At 34.7% G+C, this 16,457-nt stretch carries 10 protein-coding genes; 7 read left to right on the top strand and 3 right to left on the bottom strand.

Going from position 1 to position 16,457, the window contains the following annotated elements:
* Positions 1-2: 2 nt before the first annotated feature.
* Positions 3-1,400 (top strand): amidase family protein, encoded by a 1,398-nt coding sequence (locus H599_RS0106395; RefSeq protein ID WP_026713367.1) that lies wholly within the window; start codon positions 3-5, stop codon positions 1,398-1,400.
* Positions 1,400-4,735 (top strand): bifunctional amidotransferase subunit GatB/aspartate--tRNA ligase AspS, encoded by a 3,336-nt coding sequence (gatB/aspS, locus tag H599_RS0106400; protein ID WP_026713368.1) that lies wholly within the window; start codon positions 1,400-1,402, stop codon positions 4,733-4,735. Before H599_RS0106395 ends, gatB/aspS begins: the two co-directional genes overlap by 1 nt.
* A gap of 260 nt (positions 4,736-4,995) precedes the next feature.
* Here the strand turns inward: gatB/aspS and H599_RS0106405 are convergent, their stop codons facing one another.
* Together H599_RS0106405 and H599_RS0106410 are read right to left on the bottom strand one after the other, a co-directional pair.
* Entirely contained in the window at positions 4,996-6,114 is a 1,119-nt protein-coding gene (locus H599_RS0106405; RefSeq protein WP_026713369.1) for a hypothetical protein, read from the bottom strand.
* A 60-nt stretch (positions 6,115-6,174) separates the two neighbouring features.
* Entirely contained in the window at positions 6,175-6,882 is a 708-nt protein-coding gene (locus H599_RS0106410; protein ID WP_026713370.1) for a hypothetical protein, read from the bottom strand.
* Positions 6,883-7,336: 454 nt separating this feature from the next.
* Here H599_RS0106410 and H599_RS0106415 point away from each other — a divergent pair, with 454 nt between their 5' ends.
* Positions 7,337-7,723, top strand: a complete 387-nt coding sequence (locus tag H599_RS0106415) for a hypothetical protein (RefSeq protein ID WP_026713371.1) — start codon at positions 7,337-7,339, stop codon at positions 7,721-7,723.
* A gap of 106 nt (positions 7,724-7,829) precedes the next feature.
* Here the strand turns inward: H599_RS0106415 and H599_RS0106420 are convergent, their stop codons facing one another.
* Positions 7,830-8,288: an RNA methyltransferase gene (locus tag H599_RS0106420; RefSeq protein ID WP_026713372.1), complete on the bottom strand. Its 459-nt coding sequence runs from the start codon at positions 8,286-8,288 to the stop codon at positions 7,830-7,832.
* 278 nt (positions 8,289-8,566) lie between these two features.
* Between H599_RS0106420 and gyrB the strand changes: the two genes are divergently transcribed.
* The 4 genes from gyrB (at position 8,567) to H599_RS0106440 (ending at position 16,435) form a co-directional block, all read left to right on the top strand.
* On the top strand, positions 8,567-10,507 hold the full coding sequence (gene gyrB / locus H599_RS0106425; protein ID WP_026713373.1) for a DNA topoisomerase (ATP-hydrolyzing) subunit B: 1,941 nt from the start codon (positions 8,567-8,569) through the stop codon (positions 10,505-10,507).
* A gap of 89 nt (positions 10,508-10,596) precedes the next feature.
* A complete protein-coding gene (gene mdh / locus H599_RS0106430) occupies positions 10,597-11,532 on the top strand; it encodes a malate dehydrogenase (RefSeq protein WP_026713374.1) in 936 nt (311 codons plus the stop codon).
* 222 nt (positions 11,533-11,754) lie between these two features.
* Entirely contained in the window at positions 11,755-14,733 is a 2,979-nt protein-coding gene (gene secDF, locus H599_RS0106435; RefSeq protein WP_026713375.1) for a protein translocase subunit SecDF, read from the top strand.
* Positions 14,734-14,911: 178 nt separating this feature from the next.
* Entirely contained in the window at positions 14,912-16,435 is a 1,524-nt protein-coding gene (locus tag H599_RS0106440; RefSeq protein WP_026713376.1) for a T9SS type B sorting domain-containing protein, read from the top strand.
* Positions 16,436-16,457: the final 22 nt, after the last annotated feature.

A 16,457-nucleotide genomic window follows, 5' to 3' on the forward strand; every position in this document is an offset into this window, starting at 1 on the left:
AAATGGATTCTCAGATAAAAAAAATACACCAGCAACTGGTGTCAAAACAAATAAGCTGTACGGCTTTAGTACAGGAAAAATTAGACTTACTTAAGCAAAATACCTATAACTCTGTAAATTCTGTATTGGATACTTTGGCTTTGGAATTAGCTGCTAAAGTAGATGCCAAAATTGCAAACGGAGAAACCATCGGTTTACTGGAAGGAATTCCTTTTGGAATCAAAGATGTTTATATGGTTCAGGGAACTTACACCACTGCAAGTTCTGAATTGCTTAGAAATTATAAATCACCTTATACAGCAACGGCTATTCAAAAATTATTGGATGCCGGTGCTATTCCATTGGTAAAAGAAAACTGTGATAGTTTTGGTCATGGATCTTCGAGTGAAAACACCATTTTTGGTGCGGTAAAAAATGCTGTAAATCCGGAATTAGTAGGTGGAGGATCGAGTGGAGGTTCGGCTGTGAATGTGGCTAAAGATTATACTGTTTTTTCTATTGGCGGAGATACGGGAGGTTCGATTCGTCAGCCTGCCGGTTACAATCATATTTATGGATTGAAACCTACTTACGGCAGAATTTCAAGATATGGATTGATGGCTTATGCTTCTTCTACAGATTGTGTGGGGCCATTGGCAAAATCAATCGAAGATATCCGAATTGTATTGAATGTGATGAGTGGAAAAGATCCAAAAGATCAAACTTCAATCGTTTCTGATGAAATTACTGAGGAAGCGATTGCTACTTCATCGATTAAAACTGTCGGCTATTTTAAAAACTTTATCGAAAGCGAAGCTATAAATCCAAAAATTAAAGCGGATTTCTTAGCTACAATTGAAAAAATAAAAGCAAAAGGAATTGAAGTGAAAGAACTGGATTTCTTTAAATCTGATATTTTAGTTTCTACTTATTATACTTTGGCTATGGCAGAAACAGCTTCTAACTTATCCCGTTTAGATGGTACCAATTACGGAAACCGTATCGAAGGGGATAATTTGATAGATAGTTATGCGGTTACCCGTTCTGAAAATTTCTCAGAAGAAACTAAACGCAGAATTGTGGGTGGAAACCAGGTATTGTCACAGGGATTCTCTGATGAAATTTATTTGAAAGGATTGGCTTTGAGAGATCAGATTTCAGAAAATTTCAGTGAAGATTTCAAAGAAGCGGATGTGATTTTATCACCCGTAACACCAAGTACACCGCCAAAAATCGGAGACAGTTTGAAAGATCCTTTGGCAATGTATTTATCCGATGCTTACACAGTTGGTTTTAGTTTAGGACAATTACCAACTTTAACTGTGCCACAAGGAACAACTACCGGACTGCAAATTACGGCAGCAAAAAATAATGATGAATTAGTGATGCAATTTGCTAACTTCTTAAAAGATACAATATAATGGAATTGGAACAATTAACGACGGCTTTAAGAGCCCACGATTTAGAATTGGTTATCGGACTGGAAACACACGTTCGATTGAATACCAAAACCAAGTTGTTTTGTTCTTGTCCAAATCAGGAAATAGAAACACCTAATCAAAATATATGTTCAGTGTGTACCGGACAAATGGGAGTTTTACCTGCTGTAAATAAAGAAGCGATAAAAAAAGCGATTAAATTTGGTAAAGCAGTAGGTTCTTCGTTTAGCAACGAAGTGATTTCGTGGGACAGAAAGCACTATGAATACCCGGATAATCCTAAAAATATTCAGATTACGCAATTTCATAATCCGATTATTCCTGATGGAGAAGTTCGTTGTTATAGAAATGACGGCACACAATTTAAAGTCAATCTAACTCAGGTGCATATTGAGGAAGATGCTGCTAAATTGATGCACGAAAAGAAAATTTCTTTGGTGGATTTCAATAAAGCCGGAGTGCCCTTGATTGAAATTGTGACTGAACCTTGTATTCGTAACATCGAAGATGCTTCAACTTATGCGCAATACATCCAACGTATTGTTCAGAATTTAGGAATCTCTGAAGCAAATTTGGAAAAAGGAGAATTCAAATCGGATGTTTCGGTGTCTTTGCGTAAAAAACATACGTATGATTTGAATCCAAGAACCGAAATCAAAAACCTGAACTCGTTTAAGTTTATGGTGGAAGCTCTGAAAGAAGAGGTAGAAAAGCAATTCAATTATTTTATTGAGCACAAAGAGTTTCGTCCTGATCAAACGACGGTGTTGTGGGATGCTGATTTGAAGCAAACCAAAACGATGCGTAAAAAGGAATTTGAAGCCGATTATCGTTTTATTTCGGAACCGGATTTGCCATTTGTGAATATTAAGAAAGAGGTTGAAGAGACAAAAGATGTAGATTTAGCTGCTTTACCTTTTGCGGTAGAATCGATTTTGATTGGCGGAGGTGTTTTACCGCAGGATGCGAAGTTTTTTACCGCTGATGCCTTGCGTTCCAAAACCTTTGTAACTATTAATCAGGAAATCAACGACCCTTCATTTGTTGCCAAAACTTTATCAAATAATATCAAAGCCGAGGATTATGATAAAATCCAAAATGTTCAGGATATTGTCAAAATTTTCAAATTGTTCAAAGCAGAAAAAATTACTGCGGTTTTGGTGCAAAATGCCTTAGCGAGTTATTTGAAAGATGCAGCATTCGATTATAAAAAATATTTTGAAGAAAACACCATTTCTGAAGATAAAATACAGGAGGTAATTGCTAAAGTAATTGCTGAAAATGCGGCTGTAGCCAAGGATATTGCAGCGGGTGACCAAGGAAAAGCAGGTATTCTGGTAGGTAAAGTACTTGGAGTGCTTGGAAAAGGAGCGAATGGAAAAGTTATTCGTCAGATTATTTTAGATAGCTTAAGTTCTGGAGTTGCTACTGAGCAAAAAACTTCACAGGAAAAAGCCGCTAAAGAAGTCACTGCTGAGCAAAAAGAAATTCAGGAGGAAGCCTTACCTGAAATTCCTCTTGTAGTAAAAGATACCTACAGAACGCATAAAATTTCGCAATTATCTGAGGAAAATAGCAATCAGGAAGTGCAATTATCAGGTTGGGTGGCGAGTGTTCGTGACCACGGAGAATTGATGTTTATTGACTTGCGTGATTCAAGCTACGAAATTTTTCAGGTTCGTATCAGTAGAGAATCGTTCCCGAATATCGACGAATTGGTAAAATTAAAACCAGAGTCTGTGATTGCTGTTAAAGGAATCGTGGTAGGTCGAAATGAGGATGATTTCAATGCAGGATTACGTACGGGTAAAATCGAATTGGAAACTTCGGAGTTGGAGATCTTGAATTTGTCGAAAACATTGCCTTTCGAAATCAAAAGAGCGGCTAAGACCAATGAAGCAACCCGTTTTCAGTATAAGTTTTTAGATCATAGAAATGATGAGGTACGTCGTGCGATTGTAAACCGTCACAAAGTGATTAAGTTAATCCGTGATATTTTAGACGAAGAAGAGTTTTTAGAAATAGAAACACCTATTTTAAGTGCTGGAACCGATGAGGGAGCACGTGAATTTATTGTGCCTACCCGCAAACAGGCCGGTTCTTTTTATACCTTACCACAAGCGCCACAACAGTTCAAGCAAATGTTGATGGTAAGTGGTTATGAGAAGTATTTCCAAATTGCACGTTGTTTCAGAGATGAGGATTCCCGTGGAGACCGTCAGCCGGAGTTTACGCAATTAGACATGGAAATGTCTTATGCCAGCATGCAACAAATTATTGATTTGAACACCAAGTTATTCAATGAAGTAGTTAAAAAAGTGTACGGTAACAAATGGATTTTGCGTCCGTTTGAAGTACTGACCTACAAAGAAGCGATGGATTATTACGGTTGTGATCGTCCTGATTTGCGTTTTGGATTGAAAATGCAGGATATTACCGAAATTGTAAAAGATACTACGTTTCAAGTTTTCTCTAAACCAATTGAAGAAGGCGGAATTGTAAAATGTATCAAAGTTTCGGCTCAGGAGCAAGGGAGTAAGCGTATGTCGAAAGGCCAAATTGAAACCCTGACTGCAGTGGCACAACAACACGGTTTGGGCGGATTGGCTTATATCATCGTAAATGAAGACGAATTACAATCGCCGATTATTAAATTCTTAGGTGAAGAAATTGCAGCAGGAATTATAAAGGCGGCAAATGCTCAAATAGGTGATATTGTGTTCTTCTCAGCAGCCGATTATGCTACGGCAAATAAGGCTTTGGATGCAGTTCGTCAGGAACTGGGCAGAATGTTGCATTTGATTAATCCGAAGGAATTGCGTCCGGCTTGGGTAGTTGATTTTCCAATGTTTGAAAAAACTGATGAAGGAAGATGGACGTTTACCCACAATCCGTTCTCAATGCCGGCTGTTTATGATTTGCAAAAACACATGGATGGTAAAGAAGAGGAAATCGGAACTATCATTGCACAACAATATGATATTATCTTAAACGGTTATGAAATTGGAGGAGGTTCAGTTCGTGCACATAAATCGGAAATTCTGGAAGCAACTTATAGAAATATGGGTTACAATAAAGAAGAAATGATTAAGAGTGTGGGAACAATGTATAAAGCTTTTCAATACGGAGCACCGCCACACGGAGGAATTGCCTGGGGAATTGATCGTTTGATGATGATTTTGGAGAAAAAAGCTTCTATCAGAGAGGTGATGGCTTTCCCTAAAACAGGAACCAGTGACGATTTGTTATTTGGTGCGCCATCTGCTTTATCAGATAAAAAAGTAGAGGAGATGAATGTGAGGATTATGAGGAAGTAATCTTTTTTAATATTTAAAAAGCGGATTTGTACTGAATAGTAGAAATCCGCTTTTTTTTTATTGTAATCGCATGAGTTTTATAACCGCAGATTCGAAGATTTTGTCAGTGTTTTTGAAGTAAAAATCTGCGAATCTGTGGATGCTTTTAAGTGTGGTTATTGTCTAAGATCCACATAAGATGATTTTTATTATAATTCTTAATAGGTTCTCTACCTAAAAATAAAATATTTGCCATTTTTTTTTTTTTTTTTAAGTTTTAACTAATTATCCAAGTTTAAAAGGGAAATATTTAATTGCCCTTGTTTGAAAATTGAAGTGAAGATTGACTTTCGATTTTGAAGATTAAATTTTGAAACATTTCTATAATTGATTTGATTAACAAAAAATGGTGATATAATGTTATCGTGCTTAAAAATCCACTTACTATTTAATTTATTTGTAAAATCTACATCATTAATACGAGTAATATTATGCTCTTTCAAATATTTGCATAATCTATCAGGAAGAGCACCTTCTTTAGAAAGTTCTAGAATATAACTACGTTGCCTAAAACCGTGAAAAGTTGGAAAAATTTTTATTTCAGTTCCGTTTTTTGTAATACTAATTTCGTGATCGAAATATTCGTATGACGAAATATTATTTTTAATTCTACGTTTTACAATTCGAATTGACGACATAATTACCTCTTGCACATATCTTTGTTTAAAATTATCATTATCAATTATTTGTGCTATTTCATCTGAAACGTTATTGTCAATATATAAATAAACTGTGTTAATAAGCTCTTTACCATATTCAATGGCATCTTTATAATTGTTTTTAAAAAATAATATTTCTAAATCTGATAGCATATTATATTCTTCATACGTTATATAAAATACTTCTTTTGAAATTACCGACAGAATATTTAAATATTTTTCCACAAATATTTTTCTATCAATCGCAGTTAAATTAAATAATCCAGATTCGCGAAATAAAACAACATTTATTAGGAAATAAAAATACATATCTGTGTGGCAACATAAAACACATTCACTAATAGAATTTATAAGTTTTCCTTCATCAAGATTTTCCTTTTTCCTTAGTCTATCAATTTCTTCTAACAAATCATTATGAAAATATCCAAACTTTTGGTCAATTTCATCAAACCTGATTTCTTTCAAACCATAATCATTTAAATTGATTTCTATATTATTTAAAGGGTTGTTTTGAATTTTTTTACTTGTTGTAGAATTTATTCCAAATACAAATACATATTCATTTGAATCTGGATTAATCAGTGAATCTGGCACTGTGTCAATTATCTTACAGATTATTATTAATACATTTTGCTCTCTAATATTATTTTCTGCAACTTCTAAAATTTTGAGTTGTATCATATTTTTTTGAGTTTTTGACTTAATTTGCTATGAATGAACTATATAAAATTTATTGATTAATTATGTTAAATCATTATATATTTCATTCAAATTAGGAATTCCAATTCCCTTTTTATGCCTGTCCTTTAAATATTCTACAATATCTGAAAATTCATTTCCCCATAATGTAAATGGATATTGTGTAGAACAATAATCTCTTCTAATATCTGGACAGAAACATTGCCACATAAATAATAATATTTCTTCTCCGTTTACCCATTTTTTAGTACTTGTTTCTGTTTTCTTCGTCTCAAAGGAAAATAAAATTGGTCTAATAGTTATTTTCCCATATTTATTTTCGTGTGTGTATTGTGAAAAGGTACAATCTTCGATTTGCCCGTTTTTATTAGCAATATCAATCATAATCGGTATTAATAATTTAACTTCATCTTTTTCAAACAATCCAATCCAATTTAGAATCTGTTTCCAATTTTCGGCAGCTCGTTTTTCAACTTTTGTAATTGGATCATTGAATTGCAACGAATTATTTTTTACCTCTGCTATGATAATATCAATTGAATTTTTAGGTATATCTAAATTTTTAAAATTCTTAATTTCTCTCTCGTCTTGTGAATGATGTGGAAACCTTATGCCAATTCTATCTATATCTGTGCCTGAATTTCCCCATTCATTTGAATGAGGTATATACCCAGTCTGCAAATATCCATTTAATCTTAAAAACAAACAGACCAATCTTTCTTGAAATTGACTTCTAACTTTTATATCCATTAGGATTTAATTTAAAACTTTTATCTTTCTAAAATTTTCAACAAAACATATTATATTTAATTCTTAAAATTGTTTTTTCAAAGATAACCTAAAAGTAGTAGGTATTAATCCAAAAATAAAATTTTCAAAAAAAACAGCTACAAAGCCAGATGTTCTAGATATGTAATAAATGTACTTAGTTGGATAGCGCAAAATTGCATTCTGAGCCCACAAAGATGAGCAGGCAAAACAAGTCAAAAAGTTACATTCTATAAAAGGTGTAGCTTTTTTGTTTAAAAAATAAATTGTTTTGTTAAATTTGGTTGAGTTGTCAATAGTAATGAGCACAGAATGCAATTCTGTGATAGCATCTGCACATTGTATATAGTCGATTGAGCATAAAAAGCTGTTCTCATAAATGTATAAATGGAATATTGTTTACAGAATGATTAGAAAATTTTAAAATACAAATAATATGGGGTTTACAATAATACCAAAGTGTAACAATTGTGGATATAAGACAGATTCAATTGCTGTTGGAGGAGGAAGATTTAGTTATCTTACTCACTGTGGTGCGCCAGCCTTAAATATTGAATCTAATGAGATTGAAGAGATAAATCTTTATGATTACACAAAAACAGAAATTGTTAAAAAAAGATTTCTCTACTTTTTTTATAAAAGCGTTACAATCGTAACAAAGAATGAAAAATATATTCCGTATTATAAATCAAGTATGTTCAAAAATGATGTAGGAATTGGAAGTTATAATTGGGGTAGTGACTATTATAAAAAAAGTAAAAATTTCTGTCCTAAATGCAAAACCTTTGATTTAGACTTTTTAATGGGTGTTTTGTTTGATTAAAACAATTAATTACAAACGGTTTAACGAGTGAAAACACTGCCAGATGCTTTTTGGTCTTTATAATGGTTAATTTGAAATTGGTTTTGTGCCTGAAAATTAATAGTAATCACGACCTCGGTTTGTTGCGACTTCTGTCGTAAAGAACAATGCTTCCTGCAACTGATACGTTCAGGCTTTTTTCAGATTTGAATTTTACTAGATAATGGCATTTTTCAATCGCTTTTTTCGAAAGACCGTTATCTTCAGCGCCTAATAAATAAACACAGCGTCTTGGGTGTTCGAAAGTTTCCAAATCTTCTGCTCTGTCATCTAATTCAACGCCAACTAAGCGTGCGCCTTTAGGTAAGTTTTTGAAAAAATCTTCAAAAGTCTCGTAATGGAAATAAGGCATCGATTTTACGGCATTGTGAGTGTCGCAGGCTTGTTTGGCGTATCGGTTTCCGATAGTAAAAATAAAGCTGGCACCCAGATTTTGCGCAGACCGCCATAAAACGCCGAGGTTTTCAGGGGTTTTACCGTTTTGGATTCCTATACCAAAGAATTCAGTTATAAAATTATCATTCATAAAGGCAAAAGTACAAACAGTTAGCAGTAATGACAAATATTAATTTGTTTGAAGTATTCAGCTGAATGTCGATTTTAAATTTTCAAAATTTGTTTTGTAGTTCTTGAAATTGTTATTGATATTGAATTTTGCTATTGTGATTGAAGTTGAATTTTGTTCTTGAAATTGACATTTTTTGTTGATAACTTAAGGTGTTAAAAGCTTATTTTATACAGTATATAATTGGCGTTTTTATATATTTGCGTGTTAGACAAAAAATATATTTAGAATAAAAACATATGAGCGAAGAAATCAAGAACAATTATTCAGCAGATAGTATTCAGGCATTAGAAGGAATGGAGCACGTAAGAATGCGTCCATCGATGTATATTGGTGATGTTGGGGTTCGCGGACTTCATCATTTAGTTTATGAAGTGGTGGATAACTCTATCGACGAGGCAATGGGAGGTCATTGTGATACCATTAGTGTTTCTATCAATGAAGATGGTTCGATTACTGTAGAAGATAACGGGCGTGGTATTCCGGTTGGGATTCATAAAAAAGAAGGCGTTTCGGCACTTGAGGTTGTAATGACAAAAATTGGTGCGGGAGGTAAATTCGATAAAGATTCGTATAAAGTTTCCGGAGGTTTGCACGGGGTTGGAGTTTCCTGTGTGAATGCTTTGTCAACGCATTTAACGGCTACCGTTCATAGTAGTGATGGTAAAATTTACCAACAGGAGTATGAAAGAGGAAAAGCTTTATATCCTGTAAAACAAATAGGAGATACTTCTAAAAGAGGTACAATTGTAACTTTTTACCCTGATCCGGTAATTTTTACGCAAACCACGGAGTATTCTTATGATACTTTGTCGGCTCGTATGCGTGAGTTGGCTTTTCTAAACAAAGGAATTACCATTCATTTTTGTGATAAAAGACAAAAAGATGAAAACGGTGAGCCTGTAGGTGAAGTGTTTCATTCACAGGAAGGATTGAAAGAGTATATCCGTTATTTAGATGGAAACCGTGAGCCTATTATTGGTCATGTGATTTCTATGGATAATCCAAATGCGGAAATTCCGGTTGAGGTCGCCTTGATTTATAATACGAGTTATTCTGAGAATATTTTTTCTTATGTGAATAATATTAATACACACGAAGGAGGAACGCACTTACAAGGTTTCAGAATGGGGCTTACCCGTTCGTTAAAGAAATATGCCGATGCTTCCGGAATGTTGGAAAAATTAAAATTTGATATTTCAGGTGATGACTTTCGTGAAGGGTTGACTGCTATTATTTCTGTGAAAGTTGCCGAACCTCAATTTGAAGGGCAAACAAAAACTAAACTGGGAAACAGAGAAGTAGTTTCTCCGGTTAGTCAGGCGGTAAGTGAAATGGTGGAAAATTATTTGGAGGAAAATCCAAATGATGCTAAAATCATTGTTCAAAAAGTAATTTTGGCAGCTCAGGCACGTCATGCGGCTAAAAAAGCGCGTGAAATGGTGCAGCGTAAAACCGTTATGGGTGGCGGTGGATTGCCGGGTAAATTATCCGATTGTTCAGAGCAGGATCCGGCAAAGTGTGAGGTGTATCTTGTCGAGGGAGATTCGGCGGGTGGAACGGCTAAACAAGGTCGCGACCGTAATTTTCAGGCGATTTTACCTTTGCGTGGTAAAATTTTGAATGTAGAAAAAGCGATGCACCACAAAGTTTTTGAAAATGAAGAGATTCGAAATATTTTCACGGCTTTAGGTGTAACAGTTGGAACTGAGGATGATAGTAAAGCTTTGAATATTTCCAAATTACGTTATCATAAAGTAATTATTATGTGTGATGCTGATGTCGATGGGAGTCATATTTCTACGTTGATTTTGACATTTTTCTTCCGTTTTATGAAAGAATTAATCGAAGAAGGGCACGTTTATATTGCAGCACCGCCTTTGTATTTGGTTAAAAAAGGAAATAAAAAAGAATATGCTTGGAATGACGTGCAACGTGATCAGGCTAACGAAAGAATGGGTGGAAATGCTAATATTCAGCGTTATAAAGGTCTTGGAGAGATGAATGCAGAGCAATTGTGGGAAACAACAATGGATCCTAATTTCAGAACTTTACGTCAGGTAACTATTGAGAGTTTGGCAGAGGCTGATCGTGTATTTTCTATGTTGATGGGTGACGAAGTGCCGCCTCGTAGAGAATTTATCGAGAAAAATGCGGTTTATGCTAATATTGATGCATAAAAAGTAACTTTTTGGTGGTTATTTTGGTTAATAAATTGTAGATTAGCGTTAATCAATCATTTTTTATTTAACCGAATAAACATTAAAATATGAAAGTTACTATTGTAGGAGCAGGGAATGTAGGAGCCACCTGTGCAGACGTTATTTCTTATAGAGGAATTGCCAGCGAAGTAGTTTTGTTAGATATCAAAGAAGGTTTCGCCGAAGGGAAAGCTTTGGATATTATGCAATGTGCTACCGATACCGGTTTTAATACCCGCGTAATAGGAGTTACCAATGATTATTCAAAAACGGCCAATAGTGATGTGGTGGTGGTAACTTCCGGAATTCCCAGAAAACCGGGAATGACTCGTGAGGAATTGATAGGGATTAATGCCGGAATAGTTAAATCAGTAGTTGAAAATATTTTAAAATATTCTCCAAATACGATTATCGTGATGGTTTCAAATCCAATGGATACAATGACGTATCTGGCTTTGAAATCCACAGGGTTGCCAAAAAACAGAATTATAGGAATGGGTGGTATTTTAGATAGTTCCCGTTTTAGAACCTATTTGTCACTGGCTTTGGATAAACCGGCTAATGATGTTTCGGGGATGGTTGTTGGAGGTCATGGTGATACTACGATGATTCCTTTAACACGTTTGGCTTCTTACAACGGAATTCCGGTTTCGCAGTTTCTTTCAGAAGAAGTTTTGCAAAAAGTTGCTGCCGATACGATGGTGGGAGGCGCAACACTTACAGGGCTTTTGGGTACATCAGCCTGGTATGCGCCGGGAGCTTCAGTTGCTTTTTTAGTTGACAGTATTTTAAATGATCAAAAAAGAATGATAGCCTGTTCGGTATATGTCGAAGGTGAATATGGTCAGAACGATATTTGTATAGGTGTTCCTTGTATCATTGGAAAAAATGGAGTTGAAGAAATTTTGGATATTAAGTTAGATGATAAAGAAAAAGCCTTGTTTGCTAAAAGCGCCGATGCGGTTAGAGCCATGAATGAGGCTTTGAAAAGTATTTTAGCTTAACTTTTTTCACATATAAAAGTGAAGACTGCAATTTTGCAGTCTTTTTTTTGAGATTAATTAATAAATAAATTGGTTAATCTTAGCCAGAATTATATATTTGCTCGGTTTAAAAAAAGATTTGCCATTATTTGCTTTTTTGTTTGAAAAACGAAGAAGGTTAAAGTGTTGGTAATTAAGGTTTAATAAAAAAAATAAATTTAAAATAATTAATTTTTAGTAATAATGCAGAATAAAGGACTTATTAAATTTTTTGCAATTCTATTTGCATTGGTAAGTATATACCAACTTTCATTCACTTTTGTCGCAAATAATGTAAAAAATGATGCGAAAATTTTTGCCAATGGTGATTCTAAAAAAGAGCTAAAATATTTAGACTCTATTGGTAAAGAAAAAGTATTTAGTCTAGGCTTTACCGATTTTACTTTTAACGAAGTAAGTGACAAGCAAATTAATAAAGGACTTGACTTAGAAGGAGGAATCAACGTGATTCTTCAAATTTCGGTTAAGGATATCCTGAAAGGTTTGGCTAATAATTCTAAAAATCCGGTTTTCAACAAATCGTTGGCTGATGCAACAGCAGATTTACAAGGAAACAAACCTTATTTAGAAAAGTTTTTTGATGCTTTTGAGGCTAATTCAAAAGGAACTGTAAAGTTAGCATCTCCTGAAATTTTTGCAAACAGAAATTTACAAGGTGAAGGTGGTGTTGATTTTCAAATGACAGATGATCAGGTTAAAAAAGTAATCAGAAAAAAAGTTGACGAGTCTGTAGAAAGTGCTTTTGGAGTACTTAGAAAACGTATTGATAAATTTGGTGTAACACAGCCAAATATCCAAAAATTAGGAGAATCAGGAAGAATCTTAGTTGAACTTCCGGGTGCTAAAGATGTGGATCGTATTAAAAAATTATTACAAAGTACAGCTCAGTTAGAGTTTTGGGAAACTTTTAAAATTGATGAAGTAGGTAACTTCTTAATGGCTGCAAACGAAGCTTTGAAAAAAACAGAGGTTGCTAAAACTGAAGTAGCTAAACCGGTTGCTAAAGATTCATTAAGTGCTTTATTGACTGATACTACAAAAGATTCTGCTGCCACTAAAAAAGGAAACAATCCTTTATTAGATAAAATGGTAGGTCAGGGCGGAGGACCAGTTTTGGCTCTTTTTGCTCCAAAAGATACTGCTGTTATCAACGGTTATTTTAAAAGAAATGAAATCAAAAGCTTATTACCGGCTGAGTTGCGTTATGCAAAATTTGTTTGGGGTGTAGTTGAGAAAAATACGGATAACAAAGGAAAAGAAATTGAAACAGTTGCTTTGTATGCTTTAAAAGGAAACAGAGACAACATTGCTTCTATGAGCGGAAATGTGGTTACCGGAGCTAATGCAACTTTTGATCAGTTAGGAAAACCATCGGTTTCTATCGAAATGAACGGTCAGGGAGCTAAAACCTGGGAAGAATTAACAGGAAGAGCTTATACTCAAAAATCAAATATTGCTATCGTTTTAGATAATGTGGTTTATTCGGCTCCTGGAGTTTCCAGCGGACCAATTGCCGGAGGAAGATCAGAGATTTCAGGTTCCTTTACTATTGACGAATCAACTGACTTAGCTAACGTTTTAAGAGCGGGTAAATTACCTGCAGCAGCTGATATTGTTCAGTCTGAAGTGGTAGGACCATCTTTGGGACAGGAAGCTATCGATAACGGAACAACTTCTGCAATCGTAGGTTTGCTATTAGTGTCTTTATGGATGTTAGTATATTATGGAAAAGCAGGTTGGTATGCTAACCTTGCATTGGCAGTAAACTTATTATTCTTATTCGGAATTTTAGCAAGTTTAGGTGCTGTATTAACCTTGCCAGGTATTGCTGGTATCGTATTAACAATGGGTACTGCGGTAGATGCGAATATTATTATTTATGAAAGAGCGAAAGAAGAATTGCGTGAAGGTAAATCATTGGATGAAGCAGTAAAAATTTCTTATAGCTGGACCGGAGCAATGCGTTCGATTGTGGATGCTAACGTAACGCACATTTTAATTGGAGCGGTATTGTTTATTTTTGGTTCAGGACCAATTAAAGGTTTCGCAACTACTTTATTAATTGGTATTGTAACCTCTTTGTTTACTTCAATCTTTATCGCCAGAATTTTTATCGATAAAAATATTGCTAAGAAAGCCGATTTATCGTTTGTAACTAATTTTTCTAAAAACTTCTTTACAAACTTCCATTTTGATTTCTTGAAAGTAAAGAAAATCACTTATATCTTCTCTACGGTTGTATTGATTGTTAGTATTTTTTCTCTTGCTACCAATGGTTTGGATCAGGGAGTTGATTTTGTGGGAGGTAGAACTTTCCAAATTCGTTTTGATAAAGCGGTTAGTACAGAAGAAGTAAAAACTGAATTAGCGAAAGTTTTAGACGGAAGTGCAGAGGTGAAAATCTTTGGTAGTGACAACCAGTTGAAAGTTACTACAAAATATAAAGTAGAAGAACACGGAACAAAAGCGGATGAAGAAGTAAACAAAATCATGTTTGAAACTTTGAAGCATCACTATCCTTCGGATATGACGTATGAAAAGTTTGTAAACGCTTATGACGGTAAAAAATTAGGTATTGTTCAGGCTTCTAAAGTAGGGCCAACAGTCGCTGAGGATATTAAAGCCAATGCTTACTGGGCTGTATTAGGAGCAATGGCTATTGTATTCCTTTATTTAGTAATTAGTTTCAGAAAATGGCAATATGGTTTAGGAGCTATCGCAGCGGTAGCGCATGACGTTGTTTTCGTATTAGGAATTTATTCTTTGTGCTATAAATTCATGCCTTTCGGTATGGAAATTGACCAGCATTTTATCGCGGCAATCCTTACGGTTATTGGGTATTCTATGAATGATACGGTAATTGTATTCGACAGGGTTCGTGAATATTTAGATGGAAAAACGAAGGGGAATTTTGCTGAAATTGTAAACAAATCGATTAACTCGACGATGTCAAGAACGATTAATACTTCTTTGACTATGATTTTAGTATTGTTAATCATGTTTGTTTTTGGAGGAGAATCTATCAGAGGATTTATCTTCGCCATGTTAGTAGGTATTGTAGTAGGAACTTATTCCTCGTTATTTGTGGCTACTCCGGTATTGGTAGATTGTATTTCAATGGATGAAAAGAAACAAATTGAAGAACAACATCAGGCAGCATAATTTATTTTGTAAATAGTAATAGACCCGGTTTTTTGCCGGGTCTTTTTTTTGGTTCAAATTCAATGAATAAGTTTTTGGGGATTATATTTTTTTAAAATTTTATTAAAGCCTGCTTTTTTAATATATTTACCTGATAATAAGATTTCCCCAAATTGAATCTTTTCTTAAAATTGGAACAATGAAAAAGAATCTACTTTTACTGGTCTTTATTAGCTTTTTTGCTTTGTTTTCAAACGCTGATTTGTTAGCGCAAGCGCCTGCTCCACCATCGGTAACTTCTCCGATATATTATTGTCAGGGAAGTACAGCATCTCCATTAACAGCGACTGCCGATGCTGGTTATACATTAGTTTGGTATGGGACAAATGCTACAGCAGGGATACCCAGTACAATAGCCCCGACGCCTTCAACTACTACAGTTAGTTCAACCTCTTATTATGTGAGCCAAACGAATGGAGTTAGTGAAAGTGCCAGAGCTAGAATTGTTGTTAATGTTGTGGCTGATAATGGCGCTAGTATATTAAATTTTAGATGTGATCCTTCTCAAATTGCAGCAGCTGATAAATATTCTTCAGTTTTCTTTGATTGGTCTAATAATCCTACTTTGATACCTGATAATTTATATTCTTATACTTATACAATTGATGGAGGAACTCCAGTTTCCGGAACCGCCGATAATACAACGGGTTCTCATGTTCAAATTTTTGGTATGTCACCAGGACAATCAGCAACAATGACAATTTCAGCTACGTTACACCCTTGTGCTCCGTCACAAACTGTTACTTGTACTGTTCCATGTAATCCTTCAATACCTCAACCAACACCTACTTTTACTCAAATACCTCCTATTTGTGAGGGAACTTCGCCACCAGTATTACCATCAAGTTCGATTGAAGGTATTCAAGGAACTTGGTCTCCTTCTGTGGTTGACAATACAACTACGACAACTTATACTTTTACTCCAAATGCAAATGAATGTGCAAGACCACAAACAATGACTATTGAGGTAAATCCGGATAGTCCCGGTTTTGAAGATTTTTCTATTTGTTCAGGAACTCCAGCACCCACTTTGGATACTACTTCTCCTAATGGGGTTACCGGAAGCTGGGATAAAGCTGTAAATAATATGAATACCGATACTTATACTTTTACTCCGGATGGAGGGCAATGTGCTTCTCCACAAACTATTACTATTACCGTTTTGCCTTCAAACACTTTGGTGGATTTTACTTGGACAGTAACAGAGGCTTTTGCAGATAATCAAAAAGTGACGCTTTCGGCTGAAACTGCGGGAGGTGATTATCTGTACCGGTTAGATGATGGACCGTTTCAATCCAGTCCTGTTTTTGAGTATGTTGCTGCAGGTTTGCATTCGGCGACGGTTATGGATCAAACAGGGTGTAGCAGCCCAATTACCAAAACCGGTATTTTAGTGGTGAATTTTCCAAAATATTTTACACCAAATAATGACGGCTATAATGATTTTTGGAACATTTCGGAGTTAAGTGACCAACCGTATGCTTATATCCGAATTTTTGATCGCTATGGGAAATTTTTGAAGCAAATAAGTCCTAATGGTGGCGGATGGAACGGAACTTACAACGGTCATTATTTACCTGCAGATGATTATTGGTTTGTAATTCATTATATTGAAAATGATGTAGTGAAAGAATTTAAATCTCATTTTTCATTAAAGAGATAAAATAAAAGGAATTGCTTTTGAT

It is taken from the genome of Flavobacterium daejeonense DSM 17708 (assembly GCF_000425425.1).
Classification (GTDB): Bacteria; Bacteroidota; Bacteroidia; order Flavobacteriales; family Flavobacteriaceae; genus Flavobacterium; species Flavobacterium daejeonense.

Coding starts and splice junctions, on each gene's coding strand:
- H599_RS0106440 (WP_026713376.1), top strand. CDS start 14,912: ATGAAAAAGAATCTACTTTTACTGGTCTTTATTAGCTTTTTTGCTTTG.
- H599_RS0106395 (WP_026713367.1), top strand. CDS start 3: ATGGATTCTCAGATAAAAAAAATACACCAGCAACTGGTGTCAAAACAA.
- H599_RS0106405 (WP_026713369.1), bottom strand. CDS start 6,114: ATGATACAACTCAAAATTTTAGAAGTTGCAGAAAATAATATTAGAGAG.
- H599_RS0106415 (WP_026713371.1), top strand. CDS start 7,337: ATGGGGTTTACAATAATACCAAAGTGTAACAATTGTGGATATAAGACA.
- H599_RS0106410 (WP_026713370.1), bottom strand. CDS start 6,882: ATGGATATAAAAGTTAGAAGTCAATTTCAAGAAAGATTGGTCTGTTTG.
- gyrB (WP_026713373.1), top strand. CDS start 8,567: ATGAGCGAAGAAATCAAGAACAATTATTCAGCAGATAGTATTCAGGCA.
- secDF (WP_026713375.1), top strand. CDS start 11,755: ATGCAGAATAAAGGACTTATTAAATTTTTTGCAATTCTATTTGCATTG.
- mdh (WP_026713374.1), top strand. CDS start 10,597: ATGAAAGTTACTATTGTAGGAGCAGGGAATGTAGGAGCCACCTGTGCA.
- gatB/aspS (WP_026713368.1), top strand. CDS start 1,400: ATGGAATTGGAACAATTAACGACGGCTTTAAGAGCCCACGATTTAGAA.
- H599_RS0106420 (WP_026713372.1), bottom strand. CDS start 8,288: ATGAATGATAATTTTATAACTGAATTCTTTGGTATAGGAATCCAAAAC.